Genomic DNA, 22230 nt, shown 5'->3' with positions numbered 1-22230 from the left:
CGGTACCTTTTTTTCCTGTTTTTCCCTGTCAGTCTCTCACACTATCGGATTTTAACAATTTTGGAAATTCACGTGGATGCGCCCTCGGCGAGGCTGCGCGCCTGCGCGACCCAGTTGTCCCGCGTCACGCGGCCCTTGAAGCCTTCGAGGTTCTCATCCACCCAGGCCACTTCCTTCTCCGTCCAGGCAGCGATCTGATCAAAGTGGTAAAAGCCCATGGTATTCAGCAGCTTCTCCAGCTTCGGTCCGACCCCCTTGATTTTCTTCAGATCATCCGCGCCGCTGTCCCGCGCGGCGGAAAGGGCTTGCGGCTTCTCACCCGGGCCCGGGTCCGCTTTTGACGGTGGCTTGGCCTTGGAAGTCTCCGTGGCCTGCTGTTCAGTCACGCCGGTCCTGTCGGTCGGAGCCCCTTCTGCCGGGCGCGCGTCTTTCGCAGGCTTACCGGATGCATTGGCCGGTTTACCCTGCCACGGCATCAACAGCGGCACCTCTGTTCCGTCGATCCGCTTGACGGTGTCGCCGATGTCCACGGCCAGCTGTACGCTCGCATTGTACTGCGTCTTGCCGCTGTCATGTTGTTTTAGCGATGTCAGGCCTTTAAGCGGTTCTGCGGCATAGCGCCCGTTTTGAGGACCCGGCACCGGCACCTTACCTGCGGCCAGCTCATCGATGATCTCCCCCATGCGCTCCGCGGTCAGATCTTCGTAGTAATCCTTGCCGATCTGCGCCATCGGCGCATTGGAGCAGGACCCGAGGCATTCCACCTCTTCCCAGCTGAAATTGCCATCCGCCGACAGCTCATGTGCGTTTGGCGCGATCTTGTCTTTGCACACAGCCACAAGGTCTTCGGCCCCGCAGATCATGCAGGACGTGGTCCCACAAACCTGAATATGCGCAATAGCGCCAACGGGTTGCAGCTGGAACATGAAGTAGAATGTCGCCACTTCCAAAGCGCGGATATAGCTCAACCCCAGCATTGCCGCCACATGTTCGATCGCCGGACGGCTCAGCCACCCTTCCTGCTCTTGCGCCCGCCAGAGCAGCGGGATGATGGCCGAGGCCTGTCGCCCCTCGGGGTACTTTGTCATCTGACCCTCCGCCCAGGCCTGATTGTCAGACGTAAAGGCGAAAGTGTCGGGTTGATCAGGGTGGAGACGACGTAGCATTACAACAAACCTTTTTTCTTCCCAAGCATGGCTTCTTCGCATGCTAGTTCTACCGCAGCAAACGCGGCCTCGACGTCCTTATCTTGCAAAGTTTCAACATTTGAAGACTCTTCTCCGTCTGTCCAATATGAGAAGCCAGACAAACCTAGCTCCACTCTTTCGATCGCCGACTTGGTGTAGTCGCTTGAATAGATCTTTAGCTCTGCCAGGGCACCGCGAAGCTCACCTGTAGCTGTACTCAACGCATCAATAGGATTCCAGCCACCAACATATTCCAATTTCTTTGAAGATCCGTCGGGACCAGCTTCATCGCTCGAAAAAAACTTATTGCTAGCCATCACCGCTATTATCGATTGCGCAGAAAGGTAGTTTCCCTCAGCCCTTATTGCTGCCGCGCAAACTTCAATTTGGCGATCTTGAAGGTTTGCTTCGAAAGGATAGTTCAAGGAATTGTTCAAGGTCATTGATTGCCAACCTACAAAGCCGCCTGTTGCAATTGAAGCGGCAGCCATCAACCATTCCGCGACATTTGCTGTCACCGATCGACCTCCCCGAAGACCACATCCATGGTGCCGATGATCGCCGCCACGTCGGCCAATTGGTGGCCGCGCGACATGTGGTCCATGGCCTGCAGGTGCAAAAAGCCCGGCGCGCGGATTTTGCAGCGGTAGGGCTTGTTGGTGCCATCGGCCACCAGATAGACGCCGAATTCGCCTTTGGGGGCCTCGACGGCGCAATACACCTCGCCCTCGGGCACGTGGAAGCCTTCGGTGTAGAGCTTGAAGTGGTGGATCAGGCTTTCCATCGAGGTTTTCATGTCAGAGCGGCTCGGCGGGGTGATCTTGCCACGGGCGAGGATGTCGCCCTGCCCGTCCGGCGCGCGCAGTTTCTCAATCGCCTGGTGGATGATGCTGACCGACTGGCGCATCTCTTCCATCCGCACCAGATAGCGGTCATAGCAGTCGCCGTTCTTGCCCACGGGGATCTGGAAATCGAACTCGTCGTAGCATTCATAGGGCTGCGCGCGGCGCAGGTCCCAGGCGAGGCCGGAGCCGCGCACCATCACGCCGGAAAACCCGTATTCGAGGATGTCTTCCTCGGTGACGATGCAGATATCCGCGTTGCGCTGCTTGAAGATGCGGTTCTCGGTCAGCAGCCCGTCGATATCGACCATAAAGCCGGCCATGAATTTCTTGGCCCAGGCCTCAATATCGTCGAGCAGCTCTGGCGTGAGGTCCTGATGCACACCGCCGGGCCGGAAATAAGCCGCGTGCAGACGCGCGCCGCAGGCCCGCTCATAGAAGATCATCAGCTCTTCGCGTTCCTCAAACCCCCAGAGCGGCGGGGTCAGCGCGCCCACGTCCATCGCCTGTGTGGTGACGTTCAGCAGGTGGTTCAGCACCCGCCCGATCTCGCAGAAGAGCACGCGGATGAGGCTGGCGCGGCGCGGGACTTCGACACCTGTCAGCTTTTCAATCGCCAGACACCAGGCGTGCTCCTGGTTCATCGGGGCCACATAGTCGAGCCGGTCGAAATAGGGCAGGTTCTGCAGATAGGTCCGGCTTTCCATCAGCTTTTCGGTGCCGCGGTGCAGCAGCCCGATGTGCGGGTCACAGCGCTCGACGATCTCGCCGTCAAGCTCCAGCACCAGCCGCAGCACGCCGTGCGCCGCCGGGTGTTGTGGCCCGAAGTTGATATTGAAGTTGCGGATCTTCTGCTCGCCCGTCAGGGCGTCGTCAAAGCCTTTGCTTCCGTCCATTATGCAGACCCTCGCAGTTTGGAGACCAGTGTTTTGCAAGGATCATAAATTCGCCTTGCTATGTACCCCGATACGATCAGGCACGAATACCCAAATATATTGCCAAATATACTCGTAGTGCGCTGCCACGCGGTGCCGTCAGGCGCAGGAAAATCAAAACCTGCCTCTGGGTCGAAAAGAAATTTAATAGCCCCAATCAATCCAATGGAGAAAAAGAAGATTGAAACATATAGAAAACCGCCGCTTCTCCCACCGAAGAAGAAACCAATGGCACAGAAGTACAAAACCAAAATGACGGGACCAAAGAAAACGAGTTTAAATCCCTCGACAAACAACGCAGTAAACGAAGAGGAGTTCGCCATTACAACTTCTCCAGCTCTTGCAGCTTCAGACCCATCCACCACAGCAAGGCAATGGTGCCCAGCGGGATCAGGCAGGCCGCCGCCCAGTATTTGTTGATGCCGAAAAACGGCAGCAGCTTGATCATCGGGATCGCCGTCAGCGCAGACAGGACCAGCCACCACATGCCGTCCATTACTTGGCCTCCTGCTTTTCATCTCCCGGCAGGATGTATTCCGCGCCCTCCCAGGGGCTCATGAAATCGAACTGCCGGTATTCCTGCACGAGGCTCACGGGCTCGTAGACCACGCGCTTCTGCGCCTCGTCGTATCGCACTTCGGTGTAGCCGGTGGTCGGGAAATCCTTGCGCAGCGGATAGCCGCGAAAGCCGTAGTCCGTGAGGATGCGCCGCAGATCCGGGTGGCCGGAGAAGAGGATGCCGAACATGTCGAACACCTCACGCTCGAACCAGTTGGCCGAGGGGTGCACCGAGATGATCGAGGGCACCATGGCATCCTCGCGGATGCTCACCCGCAGGCGGATGCGGTGGTTCTGGTACATCGACAGCAGGTGATAAACCACGTCGAACCGCTTGGCGCGCCCGGTGTAATCCACCGCCGTGATGTCCACCAGCGAGGAGAACTGGCACGTCGCGTCGGCCTTCAGAAACTCCACCAGACCGGCGATGTTCGAGGGCGTCACGTCGAGGTTCAGCTCGCCATGGGTCACGTCCCAGGCCAGTACACAGTCGGTACGTTTGGCCTCGATATACGCGCCCAGCTCTTTCAATGCGTCAGACATGGGACCTCCTCAGCGTACGATTGTGCCGGTGCGGCGGATTTTGCGTTGCAGCTGCATGATGCCATAGAGTAGCGCTTCGGCCGTGGGCGGGCAGCCGGGCACGTAGACGTCGACGGGCACGATGCGGTCACAGCCGCGTACGACGGAATAGGAATAGTGATAGTACCCGCCGCCATTGGCGCAGGACCCCATGGAGATTACATAGCGTGGCTCTGGCATCTGGTCGTAGACCTTGCGCAGCGCGGGCGCCATCTTGTTTGTCAGGGTTCCGGCAACGATCATCAGATCGGACTGGCGCGGGCTGGCGCGCGGGGCCGTGCCGAAGCGCTCCAGATCATAGCGCGGCATGGAGGTGTGCATCATCTCCACCGCACAGCAGGCCAGACCAAAGGTCATCCAGTGCAGCGAGCCTGTGCGCGCCCAGTTGATGATGTCCTCGGTCGACGTCAGCAGGAAGCCCTTGTCCTGCAATTCACGGTTCAGGTCCTGCGTGGCGACGTCGCGGTCCACACCGGCAACGTTGGCTCCGGCGGCTACTGCCATTCCAGCGCTCCTTTTTTCCATTCGTAGGCAAACCCGATCGTCAGCACCGCGAGGAAGACCATCATCGACCAGAAACCCACCATCGAGATATCCTTGAAGGCCACGGCCCAGGGGAAGAGAAACGCGATCTCCAGATCGAAGATGATGAAGAGGATCGAGACGAGGTAAAACCGCACGTCGAATTTCATGCGCGCATCGTCAAAAGCGTTGAACCCACATTCATAGGCAGAGACCTTTTCGGGGTCCGGATTGCGCACTGCCAGCACCACGGCGGCCAGGATCAGAACAAGGCCCAACCCTATCGCAACAGCCAGAAACATCAGGATGGGTAGGTATTCCCGCAGCATCTCGTCCAAGGGTTGGCTCCTTTTGTCTGCTCTGACGCGCGACACGCCATGCTGCCCCGCAGCGACCGGGGCTGCCAAGGGTTTACGCCGCTCCTCCGGCAGGGTCAACAGATGCCGCCCCGGAAAACCCCTTGATTTGGTTGCATTCCGGCAAGCGGCGTTAGCGCTGTCATTGTGCGTATTTCCGCTCAAAAAGCCAGTGCCACCGAACATATGTGATCTGATGTCACACCCGAGGCGTACACAGGGTCTACGACAGGGAAACAAGGTCACTCCGGCCTTGCATGAATACGACCAAACATCAGAAGGACAGACCATGAACAGACGTTCCGCCCTCAAAGCGACCCTCGCCGCTGGCGCTCTCGCCGCCCTCACTGCCTGCGCACCTGCGCAGCAAGGCAGCGATATTGTAGATATCGCCGCCGCAAACGGCAACTTCAACACGCTGGTCGCCGCCGTTCAGGCTGCAGGCCTTGAGGACACACTGCGCAGCCCCGGCCCGTTCACTGTCTTTGCTCCCACGGATGCGGCCTTTGCTGCGCTGCCCGCCGGTACAGTCGAGAGCCTGCTGCTGCCCGAGAACAAGGATCAGCTGGTCAGCATCCTGACCTATCACGTGCTGCCGGGCGCAGTTCAATCGGGTGATGTACTGGGTTCGGTGACCAATGTCGCCACAGTGCAAGGCCAGACGGTGCGCGTCGACGGCACGGGCGGCAAATTTGCCGCCGCGGTCCGCGTGAACGATGCCAACGTGACTTCGGCAGATATTCTGGCGACCAACGGCGTGATCCACGTGATCGACAAGGTGCTGTTGCCGCAGTAACGCCAAAGGCTTGCTCTACAAAGCTCCCCGCCACCTCCGGCGGGGACGCGCTATTTAAGCCTTGGAGTGGCTTTTCGCGACAGGTTTGAGCCCATAACGAACGTGAGCGATGGTTGCAGCAGATGTCCGCTTGCAACCAAGCGCTCAAAGGCTTTCGGCATCATGTGCCATCATTTGCCGGGAGAATGCACCGGTCAGGACCGAAGTTTAGCAAGTCTCTTGCAGCACTTGGCGCAGCGCGTCCACCTTGGGTGATTTGACCCCCTTTGGCCAGATCATCAGCGTTCGCAATTTGTTTTGCCCCTCCGGCAATCGTGTCACGCGCAGGCGTTTGCTTTCTGGGAAGGTCGAAATGACACTGTGGGGCACAAGCGCGGCGCCCATGCCGGTTAGAACGCATCCCAACATCGCGTGGTATGATCCCAGCTCGATTGTGCGTTCAGGCAAATCCTTCCTCTGGGCGTACCATTCCTCTAATCGGCGCCGGTGGGGGCATCCGTGCTCAAAAACAATCATGGCCCGGGGAGCATCGGTCTTCTCATTGATGGGCGGATGATCCTGTGAAGTAACGATCACCGTTTCTTCCTCGAACGCGACGATCCAATCGAACTTGGCTTCCGCTATGGGTTCGGCGACCAAAGCTGCGTCGATGTGGCCGGCAAGAAGAGCCGTGGCCAGCTGTGTTGGGTTTCCGGTTCGCATTTCCAGAACAACATTGGGGAAGCGGTCGGTGTAGACCGAGAGCGGTTCCGGTAAACGCACCGCAGCGGTGCTTTCCATCGACCCCAACCTAAATAACCCTCTGGGGTTATCATCATGCAAAGCAGCCTCCGCCTCGCTTGCCAGGGCAAGCAGCCGTTCCGCGTAGTCGAGCAGCACACGGCCTGATGGCGTCAGGATAAGCCGTTTGCCCTGCCGATCGAAGAGCTTGGTTTGCAGGCGATCTTCAAGTTGACGAACGCGGGTCGTTACATTGGATTGCACGCGGTTCAAGCGCTCCGCCGCTCTGGTGACCCCGCCCTCACGCACCACCGCCGTGAATATTCTCAAATCACTCAGGTCCATCCATCTCTCCTGGAGATTAAAACAATCCTAATTATTCATTTTTTGTCGCGTTAGGAAACCCTTATATGGCGTGTTGGCTGGGGCCGACGCTCCAGTCGTTGTTCGAAACAATGATAGGACCGCAAGATGCAACGCGAGCAAATCATTCTTGTACAAGATACTTGGCAGCACGTCCTGCCGATTGCCGAGGTGGCCGCCGATCTCTTTTACGAACGGCTGTTCGAGATCGACCCGAGCGTAAAGGCACTATTTGAGAACGCTGACCTTTCGGCACAAAAAGGAAAGCTCCTTCAGATGCTCGCCGCCACAATTGCTGACCTTCACGCCCCGGCCACATTATTCCGGGATTTGGAAGAGCTGGGTCATCGGCATGCGACATATGGCGTTCAGCCAGAGCATTATGATCTGGTCGGCAAGGCTTTGCTCTGGACACTTGAGAAGGGCCTTGCAGATATCTGGTCGATCGAGGTTCGAGAGGCTTGGGCGGCGGCTTATGGGCTGATTGCTCAAAAAATGCTCAAAGGCGCAGCCCGTGCCGAAATGGGCGACGACTATGTTCAAGCTTATCGCAACGGATTGAGATGAAAGGAAATATTATGTCTAAAGGATATTGGGTCGTACGCGTATCAGTAAAGAACGCTGACAATTACCCGTCATACCTGGCTGCGGCCAAACCCGCGTTCGAGAAGTTTAAAGCGCGTTTCTTGGTTCGAGGTGGCAAATACACAGCGCCGGAAGGCACGCCGCGCGATAGAAATGTTGTGGTGGAATTTCAGGACTACGACACGGCGCTGGCCTGTTATCAGTCACCCGAATACCAAAGAGCGCGGGATATCCGGATGGCGAACGCTGAAACGGACTTCCTGATTGTAGAAGGCGGCAGAGGGTAGGTTTTGAAGCTGCCGCAGTAATTTGATGGAACTGGAGGGCAATACCGAATGCAGTCGTTCACCGGTCCATCATGAGCTGCGGCTTTGTCTGCAATGCCGGCACCCCGTTAAGGTATGCGCGTTTCCAAGCAACTACCGCCTGCAGGTTACCTCCCACTTGCTGCGCCCCGCATAAACGGTAGCGTCGGAACGAAAGCAGACATTGGGCGAAAAAAGGCTACCTCACAACGCAGCAGCTCGACCTGAAATCCTTGATCCAGATATCCAGCTCTCGTTTGTCCCATGTCGAGCTAAGCTAAGCGTGGCTCATAAACACTTCGACCGAGCCGTCATGCAAGGCGAGCAAGGTGTCATAGGCATCGCGTTGGTTACCCATCTCCATGCCCGGCGAACCGATTGGCATGCCCGGTACTGTTAAGCCAATTGCGTCCGGGCGCTCCGACAGTAATCGCTGGACGTCTTCTGCAGGTACGTGGCCCTCGACGAAATACCCCTCGATGAAGGCAGTATGGCAAGAGCTCAACTCTGGTGTAATGTTTGCGCGATCTTTAATTGTCCAAAGCGTTTCCTGATCGACGTCGCGTGCAGTGACATTGAACCCCGCGCGGGCGATGTGGTCGACCCAAGCTGAGCAGCAGCCGCATGTCGGTGTTTTGAAGACCTCCATTTGCCCAGACATCGCCAGCGTTGGGCGGGCCAGCGCAGCCGCGCCAATGCCTGAGGCGAGGCCGGTGAGGATGAAGTTTCTGCGATTCATGTGCCGTACTTCCTTTCTCAATTGTCCTTAGCGCTGTCCGTTATGAGACACGCAGCCACGTCATCATCCCGCCGGCGGAATGCTCCAGCATATGGCAATGCAAAAGCCAGTCGCCAGGATTGTCCGCAACGAAGGCGATCTCGACCGTTTCGCCGCGGTTCATCAAAATCGTGTCACGTAATGGGCCTGAGGACCCGTCCGAAGCGATCTGCCGGAAATGATGCCCGTGCAAATGCATCCCGTGTGGCCAGGCAGTGTCGTTGGTCATGGTGATCCGCACGGTCTCGCCAAGGTCGGCGTCGATCAACGACGTATCACCCATATCCGCCATGCCGTTGAAGGCCCAGACCTTGCCCTGGGCGGCCATGTCACGCATGTCCATCATCCGACCGCCCATCATCGCACCACGCATGCCGCCCATTGCGCCGCCTTCCATGCGCAGATCCGCGTGTCGGGCGGTTTCAAGGTCTCCGAGTGCGGGCACCGGATTTGGCGGGAGAGCGTCCGGCGCGGCGCGGCGCGTCTGTCGAGCAGCACCGCCAACCGGGAAGGCCGCGATGGCATAACCGCCGTCGCGTTCAAAGCTCACAAGGAAGGCCTCCTCGCCCTCATCCGCGACCACATCGACGATCAGGTCCGCCCGCTGCGCTGGCGCAAGGGTGAGGTCTCCCAATGGCTGCGGTGCCTCCAACGGCATGCCATCAAGCGCGACGACCCAACCTTCCAGGCCCTTCGTTTCAAGCGAGAAAATCCGCGCATTTGCAGTGTTGATCAGACGAAGGCGCATCCGCGCATACCGCGGAACCTCTCGCGACCAAGCCCCATCGCCATTCACCGTGATCCAGTTACCGATCCGTCCGCCATGGGACCAATCATGCATATTGCCAAAGCCGTCCGCGATCTGGGCCTCATCCGTCAGGCGCCAGTCGTCGAGCAGGAGCACCTCGTCAAGATCGACCTCCGGCGTTCCGGTTTGCTCATCGACAATCAGCGCACCGTAAAGGCCACGCGCCATCTGCTCGTAGGTTCGATTGTGTGGGTGGTACCAGTAGGTGCCTGCATCCGGCAGCGCAAAGTCGTAGAGGAAGTCTGCACCCGGCTCGACAGCGGGTTGCGTCATGCCAGCCACACCGTCCATGGCGTTTTCGATGCGGATACCGTGCCAGTGCACGGTTGAGGCCTGCGGAAGGTCATTCCGGAACATCCGCGTCATCCTTTCCCCCTGGCGCGCTCTTAGGATCGGGCCGGGTGTCAGGCCGTCATAGCCCCATATGCGCGTCTCCGGATACTCGGCCGGTGCAAGCCGCGCGCTGCCTTCCCGGGCATTTAGGATTGGCGTGGCTTCTGCACGCGCAAAGCTCGGCAGAGATGCGGCAGCTGCAGACGCCAAGACGGATTGATGGAATTGCCTGCGGTTAAGACGTGTCATGAAGCGTCTCCAAACGTGTGACGCGCCGGCGCAGCCGGTCGCGTGTCCAATGAGGCCTGTTCGCTCTCTCCGTCGCCGCGTGGCGATGAAACAGTGGTGAGCGCTGCGGTCGTGATCAGGATACCGGCCACAAGCGCCACTTCAAAACCAATTGATCGGCGGAGCCGCCTGCGCGTGCCCGGCGTCGATGCCAGAAGCTCAGGTGTCAGTTTCAATTTGTTCACTGCAGCCAGAGACAGGACCCCCGCAAAGAGAACGAGCTTGATCGCAAACATCTGGCCGTAGGGGCTGGACAGAGCGGAGGGTGTCACAGCACCCAGAAGCATAAGGACCAGCCCACCCGCAACGACGAGCAGGCCGACAACCCACAGCGCCCGGCGACCGAACTCATGTGCCAAGGCTCCCGCGCTTGCGGGTGGGTCGCGCCGTGTCGCACGCAGGAGCGGCGCGAAGGCGCCGACCCAGAAAGCGAGGCACAGTATGTGCAAGGTGATGAGCCCGCCAAGGATCACCTGCGGCTCGCCGAGCGCGTGACCGCGGAGCGCAAAGGAGGCGGACGCAAGAAATGCGCCCACAAGTGCGAGGATGTGGCCAGCCCGCGCGCGCCACAGGATACAGAAAATGAGCGCAAGCCCCGTAAGACGCACAGCCGCACTTGTTCCAAGCGGGCTCTCCGCCACCATTCCGAGGATCATGGGATCTATCGCACCGTCCCATGTCCCGCCGATGAGGAAGCTTGCCCGCACAGGAAGACGCAGCCCGGTAAAGATGGCTGCTGCGAACGCTGACAGAACCGCCGTTCGACGAAGAGCCACGCGTCCATCCTCACTCAGGTCGCGCAAGGATATGACCACCAACACACTGCCGACAGCAACCAGCGTTGCCGCGTAGGCAAACGCCTTCACGATGATCGACAGCTATGTGACGCTGTCGGCAATGGCGAGGGTTGCCAGCATCACGGGTCAGTTCGCCAACTTGAAGGAGAAGCTGCCTTGCATGGCATGACCGTCCGAGGCCAGACCGCGCCACTCCACGGTATAATTTCCCGGTGCCAGTGGTTCCGGCTCCGCGTGGAACTCAAGTGTTGGCTCCAGCCCGGTTTCACGCTCCATGGGCATCTCGGAGCCTTCGGCATTGACCAATCGCACCATGGTGATGCGCATCGGGGCGTCGAAGATCATGTGGATCATTTCCGGTGTTTCGGTCAGTTGTGCACCGTGAACCGGCGTCGTGCCCTCCTTTTCGGAATGCGCAGCCGCCGCCCCGCTCAGAGATAGGAGGATGGCGATCGCCGTGAGTTCGCGTTTCACTTTGAAACTTCCTTCTTCGATTCCGCACGACAAAGTTGCCGTCTTTGCAAGCAGATCGCTCGCACATGACACTTCTCCGAGACTTATGGTCCGGAAGCCTTTCGAATATATGTGTGCAGCCTCCAGTTGCTGGAAGGTCAATAGCAAAATGCCGCTTGACCTTCCAGCAACTGGAGGTCGCATTACGAGCTGTAGTCAGAGTTCAAAACGTCATGGGAGCGTGCGCCGCGACCGCCGAGCCCAGATGTACAAACCCGAGAACACAGTGAGAGGTATCCGCGGAATGAGGAAATGGATCATGTTATCTGGCGCTTTGCTGTTGCTGGTCGCACTCTCCGGAGTGCTTCTGACGGGCGGGTCGGTGCCGCTTGCTGTGAGCGATCAACCGAACCTGGCCCGCAGAGAAGCGATCTATGCGGAGGCTTGTGCCGCCTGCCATGGCGCAAATCTGCAAGGCGAGCCGAACTGGCGATCCCCCGGACCGGATGGCAGGCTGCCAGCACCACCGCATGATGCGACCGGTCACACGTGGCACCACTCCGACCGGGTGCTTTTGGACATCACCATGCGTGGCACGGCCGCGGTCGTCGGCAGAGGCTATGAAAGCAACATGCCGGGCTTCGGAGACACCTATTCCGAGGATGAACTGCGCGACGTCCTCGAATGGATCAAAACGCAGTGGCCGGAGCGGGAACGTGCGCACCAGGCACAAGTCACGGCGCAGGATGAAGCTCAGCGCTAGGTCGTGCGGCTTTCGGATCACCGCGCGCTGCGGCGGCGCGCGATTTCGCGGTAAAGGGCCTCTGGCGTGACCGCCAATTCCTGCGCCACGGTTTGCCAATGACCCTTCGCGGGCAGTGCGCCATTGTGATCAATCCAGGCATCAAGGCGCTGTTCGACCGTCTTCAACCCTCTGATTTCCGCAAGCAGGCGGGTCGTTTGCACGGTCCGTGCCAAATGTGCAGCCCAAGCCGTTGATGTCTCAGGATCAGCCTCCAGCGTTTCCATCAGACGCCCGACGCGAAGCTTTCCCAGGCGCGCCGGTTCGATCACCTTGGCGTCGCAGTGATAGGCTGCGGCATAAATCGAAGCCTCCGCGAGGATGTCACCCGGACGCGCTCTTTGAAAGCACATGACTTGGCCACTGATCTGCGTCCGTTCCAGATGAACGCCGCCTGTCTCAACGAGATGTACAAAGCGCACCGGGTCACCCGCGTGAAACAGATAAGCGCCGGCATCCATTTCCATTGGTTCCCCATGGTCAAAAAGCGCTTTCAGAAAATCGTCCATGACATGATCATAATCATGTGTGAGCGGCGCGCGCCATGAGAAGTTCTATGAAAACGGGATCGGATCATGAGAAGACACATTGTTATTGGGTTCGCGGCGTCAGTGTTGAGCACCCCCGTTCTCGCCGATGACAGCCATACGCCTTATGCGGGGCTGGACTCCCGGGACATCGCAACCCTGTCAGAGAGCGATATTGCCGATCTCGAAGCGGGACGTGGTTGGGGTTTTGCGCTTGCCGCCGAATTGAACGGGCATCCGGGGCCAGCGCACGTTTTGGAGCTTGCGGAAGACCTGGGTTTGTCATCGAAGCAGCGCGCGCGCGTGGAGGACATCTTCGGGGCAATGCAAGCCGAAGCCATTGCCGCGGGAGCGGTTTTCATCGCATCGGAACGCGCTTTGGATACAGCCTTCTCAAACGGAGGGCTTGATGCTGCCGAGTTGGAGGTTTTGGTCAATGCCGCCGGTCAAGCGCGCAGCAATCTCCGATTTGTACACTTGTCGCGTCATCTTGAGACGCTGGAAGTCCTTAGTGCTGCGCAAGTCGCACAATACAACGACCTGCGTGGCTACACCAATGACCCCTGCGCAAAGATCCCTGAAGGTCATAACGCAGAAATGTGGCGACGTCACAATGGGTGTGACAGCTAACCGCGCAACGCGGTCGTTTACCCAGAAGACCTTAACGGCATGTTGTCCGCGTAGCGACATCTGCTGCTCACTCCGGGAAAGCGTCCTGCGCCCAAAGTTAGCCCACGGCCCACCCCGGCGTGCGCTTGTCGAAAAACGCACCGATGCCTTCGGCGGCCTCCTCGGTCTCCCAACGCGCGGCAAGAGCAGTGATCGTGTGATCGACCACCGCCTCGTCAATGCGCGGTCCCAGATCGCGGGCCAGCTGCTTGGCCGCTGCTACCGCGCCGGGCGCGCAGGCGAGATAGGGCTGTACCTCCGCCTCCACCGCCTCGGCCAGTGCCTTGGCAGGCACAACGCGGGCCAGAATACCCAATTCTGCCGCCTCTGCCGCGCCAAAAATCCGCGCCGACATGAAGACCCGTCGCGCGCGGCCCTCGCCCATGCGGGCCAGAACATAGGGTCCGATGGTCGCGGGGATGATGCCCAACCGGGTTTCGGTGAAACCGAACTTGGCGCTGTCGACTGCAATGGCCGCATCACAGACGCAGGCCATGCCCACCCCGCCGCCAAAGGCATTGCCCTGCACCGCGCCGATCAGCGGTTTCGGCAAGGCGTTGAGCGCGCCCAGCATCGTCGCCAGTTTGCGTGCCTCTGCGGATCGTGTCTCCGCATCCATCTCGCGCTGAGCGGCCATCCACGCAAGGTCGCCGCCCGCGCAGAAGCTCTTGCCCGCGCCCGTCAGAACAACAACACGCACCGCTTCATCCGCGCCCAGATCGGCGGCCGCCTGTGTCAGGTCCGCCAGCATCTGCGCCGACATCGCATTATGCTTTTCCGGCCGGTTCAACGTCAGTGTCGCCACGCCACGCAAATCTGTCTCAATCGTCAGGGTCTCAAACATCCAAGCTCTCCAGTCCCGGCACGGCGCGGCCCGCGCGCACCCAATCGTCATAAATCCAGACCATGCGGTCCACGAACCATATCTTGGGCAGCGCCGTCAGGATCATCCCAAAGACCGCCCCTTCCCACCACAAAACGTAGAGGCCCCAGATCATGATCCCCGCGCCCGGCAAGCTCAGCGCACTCAGCACACCCGCAACCCGCCGGTGATGCGCCGCGATCTCGCTCCGGTGCGTCAGGAAGATACGCTCTCCCAGCACGCCCCTGCTGGCCCAGCTGTCGAGACGTTGGGGTGGCGGAAAAGCACGCGGGTTGATCCAGATCCAAAGCAACGCCAGCACGATGGGGATCAGCGCCCAGACCCCCAGCCAGACCCGGCTCCAGATCGCCAGCGCCAGCAATGGCAGGGCGGTCAGCATCCGCGTCCAGACCGACCACGGGTTCGCATGGCGCAGCCAGACCGCGTCATCCATGGACATCAGCCGTTCCGCACCTTTGAAGATATCCATACCTGTGCCGTCAGCCTTCGCGCATGGCGCGCGCCATCTCTGCCGCCTGCTTGATCATCTCGATGTCGAGGCCTGTGTCATAGCCCAGTGCGGCCAAATGTTCCGCCACCGCTTCGGTCGCCACGTTGCCTGCCGCCCCCGGTGCATAGGGGCATCCGCCCAGACCACCAACCGCTGCATCAAAGACCCGGACGCCGAGGCTGAGCGAGGTGTCGATATTCTCGATCGCGCGTCCATGAGTGTCGTGGTAGTGGCCTGCAAGCCGCCCCACCGGCACCACGTCGCGCACCGCCAGCAGCATGCGCGCGATGCTGTCGGGCGTGCCCGCGCCGATGGTATCGCCAAGGCTGATCTCGTAACATCCCAGGGCGAACAGCCGGTCGGCCACGTCGGCCACGGCAGCAGGGGCCACGGTCCCGTCATAGGGGCATTCGACCACGCAGGAGACATAGCCGCGCACCGGCAGATCGATATGACGCGCCTCTTCAAGGATCGGCTCGAACCGGGCGATGCTCTCGGCGATACTGGCGTTGATATTGGCCTTGGAAAACCCTTCTGACGCTGATGCGAAAACCGCGATTTCATCGACACCCGCCGCCTTGGCATCCTCGAACCCGCGCGGATTTGGCGTCAGTGCCGCATAGCGTACGCCCTCCGCACGGTTGATCCCCGCCATGACCTCCGCTGAGCCCGCCATCTGCGGCACCCATTTAGGAGAAACGAAGCTCGCCACTTCGATCCGGGAGAACCCCGCGCGGCTCAGGCAATCGACAAGCGCCACCTTTTCGGTCACGGGGATATCCCGCTTTTCATTCTGCAGCCCGTCGCGCGGACCGACCTCGAAAATCTCACACGGCCCCAGGCTCATATTTCATCCTCCCCCGACGTGTTTGACCCTAGTCTACAGGCCAAGGCGCATAAAAGTCTTGCGCATAAATTCCATCGCCCTGCGGCAACGCGGCCTGAAACCCTGCGCGCGCAGTGATCCGCGCATACCACGCGGCTGTTGCCGGAAAATCGTCCAGTGTCGCGAAATGCCGTGCCATGTAAACCGCCTGCCCCACCGAGATATCAGCGGCTGAAAAGCCTGACGTCAGCAGGTACTCGCGATTCTCCCCGGGGGTGCTGAGCCCCGCTTCGATTGCCGCGTAGCATTTGCGCACGCGCGCGGCCTCCAGTTTCATCACGACGGGGCTGCGCATGTGATCTTCATAGAGCGCCACATGCTGCTGGGTCAGCGCAGCCGCGTGCTGGCTGATCGTTTCCGCAAAATGCAACCAAACGAGCCAACTCATCCGGTCGAACGACCCCGGGCTCCGTCCCAGCCCGTCCGGGCTGAACCGCTCGCTTAGATACTGGGTAATTGCGCCGGTTTCGAACATGTGTTCGCCATCGATATCAAGGGCGGGCACGCGGCCTGCAGGCGAGAGGCTCAGAAACTCAGGACTGCGCAGCGTGCGATCAAACGGATAACTCTGCACCTGGAACGGCACATCCAGTTCATGCAGCAGCCAGAGCGTGCGCATGGACCGGGTCTGCGGACAATGATGCAGGGTGATCATGCGCTCTCTTCCGCCTCCAGCCTTATGAGTGCGGCCCCCGCTTCGACCTGATCGCCGGCTCTGGCCAGCACCTCGGCCACCACGCCGTCCCGGGCCGCCAGCAGCGCATGTTCCATCTTCATCGCCTCCAGCACGGCCAGACTGTCGCCTGCGCTGACGGTCTGGCCGATGGCGGCGTCGATGGCTTTCACAAGGCCCGGCATCGGCGCTTCGATGAGGTTGCCGTCCCCGGCTGCCCCGCCCGCCTGATCCAGCGGATCAATGTAGGTAAAGACAAGCCCATAGTAGTCAAAAATCGTGATGTCGTGGCCTGCCACCGCCACCTGCGGTGTGACATGTCCGTCAAAAACCCACTGACCGTTGCGACGCTCTGCCAAGACCTGCGTGCCAGCCACGTCCCAGCGCTGTTGATCGGCAGAGAGCACCTCCACCGACAGCGCATGCGTTTCATCGCGCCAGAGCAGCTGCACGCTGCGCCGCAGGGGCGCCCACAGCGAGAACCCGGTGCCGGGATCAGGGTCGGTCAGATCAAGGGCGGCCATGCCTGCCAGTGCGAGATGCCACGGCTGCGCTAGCGGTATTTCCGTCAGCGCATCAATGTCGCGGGCAATCAGTCCGGTGTCAACGTCACCCTGACCAAAACCCTTGTGCGCGGCAAGCGCGCCGAGAAAGGCAAGGTTGGTCACCGTGCCTGCAACCTCGCATCCCGCCAGCCCCTGCCGCAGGCGCGCGAGTGCGACGGCGCGGTTCGGCCCATGCACGATGACCTTGGCAATCATCGGATCGTAGAACGGGCTGATGGTGTCCCCGGCGCGTACGCCACTGTCGGCGCGCACCATCTCGGGAAAACGCAGATGACTCAGCGTGCCTGTTGCAGGCAGAAAGCCTGCGGGCACGTCCTCGGCATAGAGCCGCGCTTCGAATGCATGTCCGTTGATCGACAGTTGGTCTTGCGCGGTCGGTAGGCCTTCGCCTGCGGCCACCCGCAGCTGCCACTCCACGAGATCAACGCCCGTAATCGCCTCCGTCACAGGGTGTTCCACCTGCAGTCGGGTGTTCATCTCCATGAAGAAGAAGCCGTCCGGGCTGAGCCCGCCCGACCCGTCCACGATGAACTCGACGGTTCCGGCGCCGCTGTAGCCAATGGCCTCCGCCGCACGCACCGCCGCCTCCCCCATGGCACTGCGCATCTCCTCGGTCATACCGGGCGCTGGCGCCTCTTCGATCACCTTCTGATGGCGGCGCTGCAGGGAGCAATCGCGTTCAAAGAGATGCACCGCGCGGGTGCCGTCGCCAAAGACCTGCACTTCGATGTGACGCGGTTGCGTCACGAACTTCTCGACCAGCACGTCAGGGTTGCCAAAGGCGGTCTGCGCTTCGGACCTCGCGGAGGCAAGCGCGGCAGCGAATTCACTTTCCTTCTCGACAAGCCGCATGCCCTTGCCGCCGCCCCCCGCGACGGCCTTGATCAACACCGGGTAGCCGATCTTTTCAGCCTCCCGCGCCAGCAAGGCGTCGTCCTGATCTGCTCCGTGATAGCCGGGCACCACCGGCACGCCCGCCTCGATCATCAGCGCCTTGGCCGCATCCTTGAGGCCCATGGCGCGGATCGCAGAGGCGGAGGGACCGATGAAGACGAGGCCCGCGGCTTCAACGGCCTCGACAAAATCCGGGTTCTCGCTGAGGAAGCCATATCCGGGGTGAATGGCCTGCGCGCCACTGTCCAATGCGGCCTGAATAATCACCTCGCCCCGCAGATAGCTTTCCGCCGGGGGAGAGTTCCCGATATGCACCGCCCTATCCGCCAGCGCGACATGTTTCGCCCCGGCATCGGCGTCGGAATACACGGCGACGCAGCGCACACCCATGGCCTGTGCCGTTTCCATGACCCGGCAGGCGATCTCGCCCCGGTTGGCAATCAGGATCGTGTCAAACATTTCCATTCTCCAAATCTAACCCTGAGCCGATGAAAGGCCTTACACGCTCGTTGATCCCACGCGAAACGGAACCCGATGTGCCACCGTGCCTCGTCGCGCCGCTCTGATCAGCAGCTACCGTGGATGTGTGCTCTGCATCTGCCACGGGCCACCTCACATCCGGAAGACGCCAAACCGCGTCTCCTCTATCGGGGCATTGAGCGCTGCGGATAGCGACAGGAAGAGGACATCTCGGCTCTTGCGCGGGTCGATCACGCCGTCATCCCAAAGCCGCGCGGAAGCGTAGAGCGGGTGGCTCTGGCGCTCGAACATATCAATGGTCGGTTGTTTAAAGGCGGCCTCGTCTTCGGCAGACCAGCTCTCGCCCGCGCGTTCGATCGCATCGCGTTTGACCGTGGCCAGAACGCCTGCAGCCTGCGGCCCGCCCATGACCGAAATGCGGCTGTTGGGCCAGGTCCACATGAAGCGTGGAGAATAAGCGCGCCCGGCCATGCCGTAGTTGCCTGCGCCGAAAGAGCCACCCACCAGCATGGTGATCTTGGGCACATTCGTGGAGGCCACGGCCGTGACCATCTTGGCCCCGTGACGCGCGATACCTTCATTCTCGTATTTACGCCCCACCATAAAACCAGTGATATTCTGCAGGAAAACCAGCGGGATACGGCGCTGCGAGCAGAGTTCGACGAAATGCGCGCCCTTTTGCGCTGACTCGGAAAAAAGCACGCCATTGTTGGCCACGATCCCGATGGGGCAGCCCTTGAGATGCGCAAATCCGGTGACGAGGGTTTCGCCGAAACGCGGTTTGAACTCATCGAACCGCGAGCCGTCCACCAGCCGCGCAATCACCTCGCGGATATCGTAGGGCGTGCGCAGATCGGCGGGCACCACGCCCAGGATTTCCTCGGGGTCGTAGGCGGGCTCTTCCGGGTTTTCCCACTGCACCGTTGCGGGCTTGCCGCGGTTCAGCGAAACGACTGCCCGTCGTGCCAGCGCCAGTGCATGTGCGTCATCCTCCGCCAGATAATCCGCCACACCGCTGAGACGTGTGTGCACATCGCCACCGCCCAAGTCCTCGGCGCTGACGACTTCACCCGTCGCCGCCTTCACCAGCGGCGGCCCGGCGAGGAAGATCGTGCCCTGATCACGCACGATGATCGTCACATCGGACATGGCGGGCACGTAAGCGCCGCCCGCCGTGCAGGACCCCATGACCACGGCAATCTGCGGGATACCCAGCGCCGACATCCGCGCCTGATTGTAGAAGATACGGCCAAAGTGATCGCGATCAGGGAAGACCTCATCCTGATTGGGCAGGTTGGCCCCGCCGCTATCGACGAGGTAGATACAGGGCAAATGGTTCTCTTGGGCGATCTCCTGCGCCCGCAGGTGTTTTTTCACCGTCATCGGGTAATACGTGCCACCCTTCACGGTGGCATCGTTGCAGACCACCATGACCTCCTGCCCCTGCACTTGACCAACCCCGGCGATCACCCCGGCGCAAGGCGCCGCGCCATCGTAAAGCCCATGCGCCGCCGTCGCCCCCACTTCGAGAAACGGGCTGCCGGGATCGAGCAGGTTCGCCACCCGCTCGCGCGGCAGCATCTTGCCCCGGCTCACATGGCGGGCACGCGACCGCTCGCCACCCCCTAGTGCTGCAGCCTGAGCGGCCTCGGCAATCTCCTCCAATGCCGCCAGATGAGCGGACCGATTGGCCTGGAAGCCTTCCGAGGCGGGCAAAGCCTGTGACGTCAGTTTCATGGAACCTCCTTCATCGCAGGACCTCGCCCGCGCGGCATTTTCATGTCTGGGGGACGCCGGGTTGCGTCCTCCCGTCTGGCAGGTCCAGCAACCGCCCAAAACGGTCTACCGGATAGTCGAACTGTCGTCCCGCCTGCGTGCATCGGACGATGATCCAGACACCGTCGCCCGTGCCCGACAAACCGGTGCAGTCGGTCAGAAGCGCCGTAGAACCGGCCTCTTCCAGGTAGCGCTGTGCGTAGGTATTGATCACGTCGGATTCCGAAATGGTGACGGCGATCCACCCAAGCCGAAACGCCCAGATCGCGACAGCGACCACCAGCAGGGCCAGAGGGGTAAACCATAACCATCGCGGCATCAGTGCCAGGGCCCGAAGGGCCGTTGTGCACCTTCAGCCGCATCACGTTTGCAGATCCTCAGAACCGGTTTCCGAACGGCTCTTCGCACCTGCGGCAATTTTGCACAGCCGGTCTTCGCACTCTCTTGATCTGCATCAATGCCCATACTTCGGGTCCGGCGCATCAGGGGCCAGAATTCAAAAACGGAAAGAGAAAGATCATGAAGATCACCATCAAAGCCCTCCTCCTGATCAGCGCGCTTGCGCTTGTCACCGGCCCCGCGCTGGCGCAATCCCAGGGCGATTGGACAATCGGTGTTGGTGTCGCCACCGTGAACCCGAAATCCGGCAATGGCACCCTTGCTGGCGGCGAGGCGGACATCGATGACGATGTCAGCTTTACCTTCACCTTCGAATACTTCATCCGCGACAATCTGGGAATCGAGTTGCTGGCGGCGACCCCGTTCGAGCATGACATCTCGATTGCCGGCATCGGCGCGGCTGGCAGCACCAAGCATCTGCCGCCCACCCTGTCGGTCAACTATCACTTCCCCAATGCGAGCAAATGGAAACCCTATGTTGGTGCGGGGATCAACTACACCACATTCTTCGAAGAGGAATCCCCGTTGGGCACCCTCGAACTGGATGATTCCTGGGGTGTCTCGCTGCAGGCCGGTGTCGACTACCAGATCAGCGATGCAGGGTCCTTGCGGCTGAACGTTCGGTGGTTTGACATCGACACTGACGCCACTCTCAACGGTGCATCCATCGGCACTGCCGAGATTGATCCCTTCCTCTTTGGTGTCGCCTACGTCCACAGATTCTGACGCACGGGAGGCACGCGAAAGGGTTGATCCGATTTTCCCCATCGGGTCAGCCCATCGCCGCCATTAACTCGCGGCCCACAAGCATGCGCCTGATTTCGGAAGTGCCTGCGCCGATTTCCATCAGCTTGGCATCCCGGAAGAGACGCGCCACGGGGCTATCGTTCAAAAACCCCGCGCCGCCCATCGCCTGCACGGCCTGGTGCGCCTGTTTCATCGCCTCCTCCGAGGCATAAAGACAGCAGGCCGCCGCATCCTGACGGGTCACATCCCCGCGGTCACAAGCCTTGGCCACCTCGTAGACATAGGCACGCGCGGAGTTCATCGCCGTGTACATATCGGCGATCTTGCCCTGCATCAGCTGGAAATTCCCGATGGGTTGGCCGAACTGCTTGCGCTCGGAGAGGTACGGCATGATCGCGTCGAGACAGGCCGCCATGATCCCCGTGCCGATGCCCGCCAGCACAACGCGTTCGTAGTCGAGGCCTGACATCAGCACGCGCACGCCTTTGCCCTCCTCGCCGAGCACATTCTCGAACGGCACTTCGACATCCTCAAAGATCAACTCCGCGGTGTTCGACCCGCGCATGCCCAGCTTGTCAAAATGCGGGGAGGTCGAAAACCCGGTCATCTCCTTTTCGATCAGAAAGGCGGTGATGCCCTTTGACCCGGCCTCCGGGTCGGTCTTGGCATAGACCACCAGCGTATCCGCGTCCGGGCCATTGGTGATCCAGTATTTGGTGCCGTTCAGCCGGTAGTGGTCGTTGCGCTTTTCCGCGCGCAGTTTCATCGACACCACGTCTGATCCCGCACCCGCTTCGGACATTGCCAGGGCACCCACATGCGTCCCGGAAATCAGGCCCGGCAGGTATTTCTGTTTTTGCTCCTGCGAGCCGTTCAGCTTGATCTGGTTCACGCAAAGATTGGAATGTGCGCCATAAGACAGCGACACCGACGCGCTGGCGCGGGCGATTTCCTCAATGGCAACGGTGTGGGCCAGATAGGACATGCCCGCCCCGCCAAACTCTTCATCGACGGTAATGCCAAGCAGACCCAGCTCGCCCATTTCCGGCCAAAGCTCTGGGGGAAAAGCGTTTTTCTCGTCGATATCCGCCGCCATCGGCTTGACGCGGTCCTGCGCCCAGCGGTGCACCACGTCGCGCAGCGCGTTGACATCCTCGCCCAGATCGAAAGCCATGGTTGCCATAAACATCGCGCCGCCCTCCCGTCAGAATTTATTGAACACGCGTTCAT

28 protein-coding genes are annotated in these 22230 nt (G+C 60.5%); 6 read left to right on the top strand and 22 right to left on the bottom strand.

What is annotated here, in order from left to right; genetic code table 11:
* Positions 1–68: 68 nt before the first annotated feature.
* Genes Q1A07_RS15470 through Q1A07_RS15435 form a run of 8 tightly spaced genes read right to left on the bottom strand, consistent with a single transcriptional unit; the run spans position 69 to position 4964 of the window.
* Positions 69–1166, bottom strand: coding sequence for an NADH-quinone oxidoreductase subunit E (locus Q1A07_RS15470; protein WP_299782879.1), 1098 nt, complete (start codon positions 1164–1166; stop codon positions 69–71).
* Positions 1166–1705: a hypothetical protein gene (locus Q1A07_RS15465; protein ID WP_299782877.1), complete on the bottom strand. Its 540-nt coding sequence runs from the start codon at positions 1703–1705 to the stop codon at positions 1166–1168. The genes Q1A07_RS15470 and Q1A07_RS15465 overlap by 1 nt, the downstream gene beginning before the upstream one ends.
* Entirely contained in the window at positions 1702–2925 is a 1224-nt protein-coding gene (locus tag Q1A07_RS15460; protein ID WP_299782875.1) for an NADH-quinone oxidoreductase subunit D, read from the bottom strand. The genes Q1A07_RS15465 and Q1A07_RS15460 overlap by 4 nt, the downstream gene beginning before the upstream one ends.
* Complete coding sequence (locus Q1A07_RS15455; protein WP_299782873.1) at positions 2925–3287, bottom strand: hypothetical protein; 363 nt, start codon at positions 3285–3287, stop codon at positions 2925–2927. The genes Q1A07_RS15460 and Q1A07_RS15455 overlap by 1 nt, the downstream gene beginning before the upstream one ends.
* A complete protein-coding gene (locus Q1A07_RS15450; RefSeq protein ID WP_299782872.1) occupies positions 3287–3460 on the bottom strand; it encodes a hypothetical protein in 174 nt (57 codons plus the stop codon). The genes Q1A07_RS15455 and Q1A07_RS15450 overlap by 1 nt, the downstream gene beginning before the upstream one ends.
* The gene (locus Q1A07_RS15445; protein WP_299782871.1) at positions 3460–4065 is read right to left on the bottom strand and encodes an NADH-quinone oxidoreductase subunit C; all 606 of its coding nucleotides are present in this window, start codon (positions 4063–4065) and stop codon (positions 3460–3462) included. The genes Q1A07_RS15450 and Q1A07_RS15445 overlap by 1 nt, the downstream gene beginning before the upstream one ends.
* Before the next feature lie 9 nt (positions 4066–4074).
* Entirely contained in the window at positions 4075–4608 is a 534-nt protein-coding gene (locus Q1A07_RS15440) for an NADH-quinone oxidoreductase subunit B family protein (RefSeq protein ID WP_195820539.1), read from the bottom strand.
* Entirely contained in the window at positions 4599–4964 is a 366-nt protein-coding gene (locus Q1A07_RS15435; RefSeq protein WP_195820540.1) for an NADH-quinone oxidoreductase subunit A, read from the bottom strand. The genes Q1A07_RS15440 and Q1A07_RS15435 overlap by 10 nt, the downstream gene beginning before the upstream one ends.
* A 307-nt stretch (positions 4965–5271) precedes the next feature.
* Between Q1A07_RS15435 and Q1A07_RS15430 the strand changes: the two genes are divergently transcribed.
* Entirely contained in the window at positions 5272–5778 is a 507-nt protein-coding gene (locus tag Q1A07_RS15430) for a fasciclin domain-containing protein (protein ID WP_299782870.1), read from the top strand.
* A gap of 207 nt (positions 5779–5985) precedes the next feature.
* Here Q1A07_RS15430 and Q1A07_RS15425 read toward each other — a convergent pair whose 3' ends face one another.
* Complete coding sequence (locus Q1A07_RS15425) at positions 5986–6843, bottom strand: LysR substrate-binding domain-containing protein (protein ID WP_299782869.1); 858 nt, start codon at positions 6841–6843, stop codon at positions 5986–5988.
* 126 nt (positions 6844–6969) lie between these two features.
* Between Q1A07_RS15425 and Q1A07_RS15420 the strand changes: the two genes are divergently transcribed.
* Positions 6970–7428 carry a globin family protein gene (locus tag Q1A07_RS15420; protein WP_299782868.1) on the top strand — a complete coding sequence of 153 codons (459 nt, stop codon included), beginning with the start codon at positions 6970–6972 and terminating at the stop codon, positions 7426–7428.
* An 11-nt stretch (positions 7429–7439) separates the two neighbouring features.
* Positions 7440–7733, top strand: a complete 294-nt coding sequence (locus tag Q1A07_RS15415; RefSeq protein ID WP_299782867.1) for a DUF1330 domain-containing protein — start codon at positions 7440–7442, stop codon at positions 7731–7733.
* Positions 7734–8028: 295 nt separating this feature from the next.
* Here the strand turns inward: Q1A07_RS15415 and Q1A07_RS15410 are convergent, their stop codons facing one another.
* From Q1A07_RS15410 to Q1A07_RS15395, 4 genes are all read right to left on the bottom strand, one after another.
* Positions 8029–8490 (bottom strand): DUF411 domain-containing protein, encoded by a 462-nt coding sequence (locus Q1A07_RS15410; protein WP_299782866.1) that lies wholly within the window; start codon positions 8488–8490, stop codon positions 8029–8031.
* A gap of 40 nt (positions 8491–8530) precedes the next feature.
* A complete protein-coding gene (locus Q1A07_RS15405; RefSeq protein ID WP_299782865.1) occupies positions 8531–9919 on the bottom strand; it encodes a multicopper oxidase family protein in 1389 nt (462 codons plus the stop codon).
* The gene (locus tag Q1A07_RS15400; protein ID WP_299782864.1) at positions 9916–10734 is read right to left on the bottom strand and encodes a CopD family protein; all 819 of its coding nucleotides are present in this window, start codon (positions 10732–10734) and stop codon (positions 9916–9918) included. The genes Q1A07_RS15405 and Q1A07_RS15400 overlap by 4 nt, the downstream gene beginning before the upstream one ends.
* Before the next feature lie 147 nt (positions 10735–10881).
* Positions 10882–11229, bottom strand: coding sequence for a copper resistance CopC family protein (locus Q1A07_RS15395; RefSeq protein ID WP_299782863.1), 348 nt, complete (start codon positions 11227–11229; stop codon positions 10882–10884).
* 298 nt (positions 11230–11527) lie between these two features.
* Between Q1A07_RS15395 and Q1A07_RS15390 the strand changes: the two genes are divergently transcribed.
* Positions 11528–11971 carry a cytochrome c gene (locus tag Q1A07_RS15390; RefSeq protein WP_299782861.1) on the top strand — a complete coding sequence of 148 codons (444 nt, stop codon included), beginning with the start codon at positions 11528–11530 and terminating at the stop codon, positions 11969–11971.
* Between the two features lie 17 nt (positions 11972–11988).
* Here the strand turns inward: Q1A07_RS15390 and Q1A07_RS15385 are convergent, their stop codons facing one another.
* Entirely contained in the window at positions 11989–12519 is a 531-nt protein-coding gene (locus tag Q1A07_RS15385) for a Crp/Fnr family transcriptional regulator (protein ID WP_299782860.1), read from the bottom strand.
* 66 nt (positions 12520–12585) lie between these two features.
* Here Q1A07_RS15385 and Q1A07_RS15380 point away from each other — a divergent pair, with 66 nt between their 5' ends.
* Entirely contained in the window at positions 12586–13167 is a 582-nt protein-coding gene (locus tag Q1A07_RS15380; RefSeq protein ID WP_299782859.1) for a periplasmic heavy metal sensor, read from the top strand.
* A gap of 97 nt (positions 13168–13264) precedes the next feature.
* Here the strand turns inward: Q1A07_RS15380 and Q1A07_RS15375 are convergent, their stop codons facing one another.
* The 7 genes from Q1A07_RS15375 to Q1A07_RS15345 all read right to left on the bottom strand — a co-directional run bounded on the left by Q1A07_RS15375 (position 13265) and on the right by Q1A07_RS15345 (position 20173).
* Positions 13265–14050: a crotonase/enoyl-CoA hydratase family protein gene (locus tag Q1A07_RS15375; protein WP_299782858.1), complete on the bottom strand. Its 786-nt coding sequence runs from the start codon at positions 14048–14050 to the stop codon at positions 13265–13267.
* A complete protein-coding gene (locus Q1A07_RS15370) occupies positions 14043–14558 on the bottom strand; it encodes a DUF6653 family protein (RefSeq protein WP_299782857.1) in 516 nt (171 codons plus the stop codon). The genes Q1A07_RS15375 and Q1A07_RS15370 overlap by 8 nt, the downstream gene beginning before the upstream one ends.
* 10 nt (positions 14559–14568) lie before the next feature.
* Complete coding sequence (locus tag Q1A07_RS15365) at positions 14569–15426, bottom strand: hydroxymethylglutaryl-CoA lyase (RefSeq protein WP_299782856.1); 858 nt, start codon at positions 15424–15426, stop codon at positions 14569–14571.
* Between the two features lie 28 nt (positions 15427–15454).
* Positions 15455–16120: a glutathione S-transferase family protein gene (locus Q1A07_RS15360; RefSeq protein WP_299782855.1), complete on the bottom strand. Its 666-nt coding sequence runs from the start codon at positions 16118–16120 to the stop codon at positions 15455–15457.
* Positions 16117–18057, bottom strand: coding sequence for an acetyl/propionyl/methylcrotonyl-CoA carboxylase subunit alpha (locus tag Q1A07_RS15355; RefSeq protein ID WP_299782854.1), 1941 nt, complete (start codon positions 18055–18057; stop codon positions 16117–16119). The genes Q1A07_RS15360 and Q1A07_RS15355 overlap by 4 nt, the downstream gene beginning before the upstream one ends.
* A 153-nt stretch (positions 18058–18210) precedes the next feature.
* Complete coding sequence (locus tag Q1A07_RS15350; RefSeq protein ID WP_299782851.1) at positions 18211–19815, bottom strand: carboxyl transferase domain-containing protein; 1605 nt, start codon at positions 19813–19815, stop codon at positions 18211–18213.
* 40 nt (positions 19816–19855) lie between these two features.
* On the bottom strand, positions 19856–20173 hold the full coding sequence (locus tag Q1A07_RS15345) for a hypothetical protein (protein ID WP_299782849.1): 318 nt from the start codon (positions 20171–20173) through the stop codon (positions 19856–19858).
* A 200-nt stretch (positions 20174–20373) separates the two neighbouring features.
* Here Q1A07_RS15345 and Q1A07_RS15340 point away from each other — a divergent pair, with 200 nt between their 5' ends.
* Positions 20374–20979, top strand: coding sequence for an OmpW family outer membrane protein (locus Q1A07_RS15340; RefSeq protein ID WP_299782847.1), 606 nt, complete (start codon positions 20374–20376; stop codon positions 20977–20979).
* Between the two features lie 46 nt (positions 20980–21025).
* Here the strand turns inward: Q1A07_RS15340 and Q1A07_RS15335 are convergent, their stop codons facing one another.
* The gene (locus Q1A07_RS15335; RefSeq protein WP_299782845.1) at positions 21026–22189 is read right to left on the bottom strand and encodes an isovaleryl-CoA dehydrogenase; all 1164 of its coding nucleotides are present in this window, start codon (positions 22187–22189) and stop codon (positions 21026–21028) included.
* Positions 22190–22230 lie beyond the last annotated feature (41 nt).

This window comes from uncultured Roseobacter sp., from assembly GCF_947492555.1.
Classification (GTDB): Bacteria; Pseudomonadota; Alphaproteobacteria; order Rhodobacterales; family Rhodobacteraceae; genus Roseobacter.
This window is presented reverse-complemented; position numbering and strand designations above follow the sequence as displayed.

Excerpts from the sequence above, each read along its gene's own strand:
- Q1A07_RS15385 (WP_299782860.1), bottom strand. The coding sequence starts at position 12,519 with ATGGACGATTTTCTGAAAGCGCTTTTTGACCATGGGGAACCAATGGAA.
- Q1A07_RS15440 (WP_195820539.1), bottom strand. The coding sequence starts at position 4,608 with ATGGCAGTAGCCGCCGGAGCCAACGTTGCCGGTGTGGACCGCGACGTC.
- Q1A07_RS15375 (WP_299782858.1), bottom strand. The coding sequence starts at position 14,050 with ATGTTTGAGACCCTGACGATTGAGACAGATTTGCGTGGCGTGGCGACA.
- Q1A07_RS15390 (WP_299782861.1), top strand. The coding sequence starts at position 11,528 with ATGTTATCTGGCGCTTTGCTGTTGCTGGTCGCACTCTCCGGAGTGCTT.
- Q1A07_RS15430 (WP_299782870.1), top strand. The coding sequence starts at position 5,272 with ATGAACAGACGTTCCGCCCTCAAAGCGACCCTCGCCGCTGGCGCTCTC.
- Q1A07_RS15350 (WP_299782851.1), bottom strand. The coding sequence starts at position 19,815 with ATGAAACTGACGTCACAGGCTTTGCCCGCCTCGGAAGGCTTCCAGGCC.
- Q1A07_RS15415 (WP_299782867.1), top strand. The coding sequence starts at position 7,440 with ATGTCTAAAGGATATTGGGTCGTACGCGTATCAGTAAAGAACGCTGAC.
- Q1A07_RS15340 (WP_299782847.1), top strand. The coding sequence starts at position 20,374 with ATGAAGATCACCATCAAAGCCCTCCTCCTGATCAGCGCGCTTGCGCTT.
- Q1A07_RS15355 (WP_299782854.1), bottom strand. The coding sequence starts at position 18,057 with ATGTTTGACACGATCCTGATTGCCAACCGGGGCGAGATCGCCTGCCGG.
- Q1A07_RS15410 (WP_299782866.1), bottom strand. The coding sequence starts at position 8,490 with ATGAATCGCAGAAACTTCATCCTCACCGGCCTCGCCTCAGGCATTGGC.
- Q1A07_RS15445 (WP_299782871.1), bottom strand. The coding sequence starts at position 4,065 with ATGTCTGACGCATTGAAAGAGCTGGGCGCGTATATCGAGGCCAAACGT.
- Q1A07_RS15380 (WP_299782859.1), top strand. The coding sequence starts at position 12,586 with ATGAGAAGACACATTGTTATTGGGTTCGCGGCGTCAGTGTTGAGCACC.
- Q1A07_RS15405 (WP_299782865.1), bottom strand. The coding sequence starts at position 9,919 with ATGACACGTCTTAACCGCAGGCAATTCCATCAATCCGTCTTGGCGTCT.
- Q1A07_RS15455 (WP_299782873.1), bottom strand. The coding sequence starts at position 3,287 with ATGGCGAACTCCTCTTCGTTTACTGCGTTGTTTGTCGAGGGATTTAAA.
- Q1A07_RS15425 (WP_299782869.1), bottom strand. The coding sequence starts at position 6,843 with ATGGACCTGAGTGATTTGAGAATATTCACGGCGGTGGTGCGTGAGGGC.
- Q1A07_RS15460 (WP_299782875.1), bottom strand. The coding sequence starts at position 2,925 with ATGGACGGAAGCAAAGGCTTTGACGACGCCCTGACGGGCGAGCAGAAG.
- Q1A07_RS15370 (WP_299782857.1), bottom strand. The coding sequence starts at position 14,558 with ATGGATATCTTCAAAGGTGCGGAACGGCTGATGTCCATGGATGACGCG.
- Q1A07_RS15360 (WP_299782855.1), bottom strand. The coding sequence starts at position 16,120 with ATGATCACCCTGCATCATTGTCCGCAGACCCGGTCCATGCGCACGCTC.
- Q1A07_RS15470 (WP_299782879.1), bottom strand. The coding sequence starts at position 1,166 with ATGCTACGTCGTCTCCACCCTGATCAACCCGACACTTTCGCCTTTACG.
- Q1A07_RS15450 (WP_299782872.1), bottom strand. The coding sequence starts at position 3,460 with ATGGACGGCATGTGGTGGCTGGTCCTGTCTGCGCTGACGGCGATCCCG.
- Q1A07_RS15420 (WP_299782868.1), top strand. The coding sequence starts at position 6,970 with ATGCAACGCGAGCAAATCATTCTTGTACAAGATACTTGGCAGCACGTC.
- Q1A07_RS15345 (WP_299782849.1), bottom strand. The coding sequence starts at position 20,173 with ATGCCGCGATGGTTATGGTTTACCCCTCTGGCCCTGCTGGTGGTCGCT.
- Q1A07_RS15335 (WP_299782845.1), bottom strand. The coding sequence starts at position 22,189 with ATGTTTATGGCAACCATGGCTTTCGATCTGGGCGAGGATGTCAACGCG.
- Q1A07_RS15365 (WP_299782856.1), bottom strand. The coding sequence starts at position 15,426 with ATGAGCCTGGGGCCGTGTGAGATTTTCGAGGTCGGTCCGCGCGACGGG.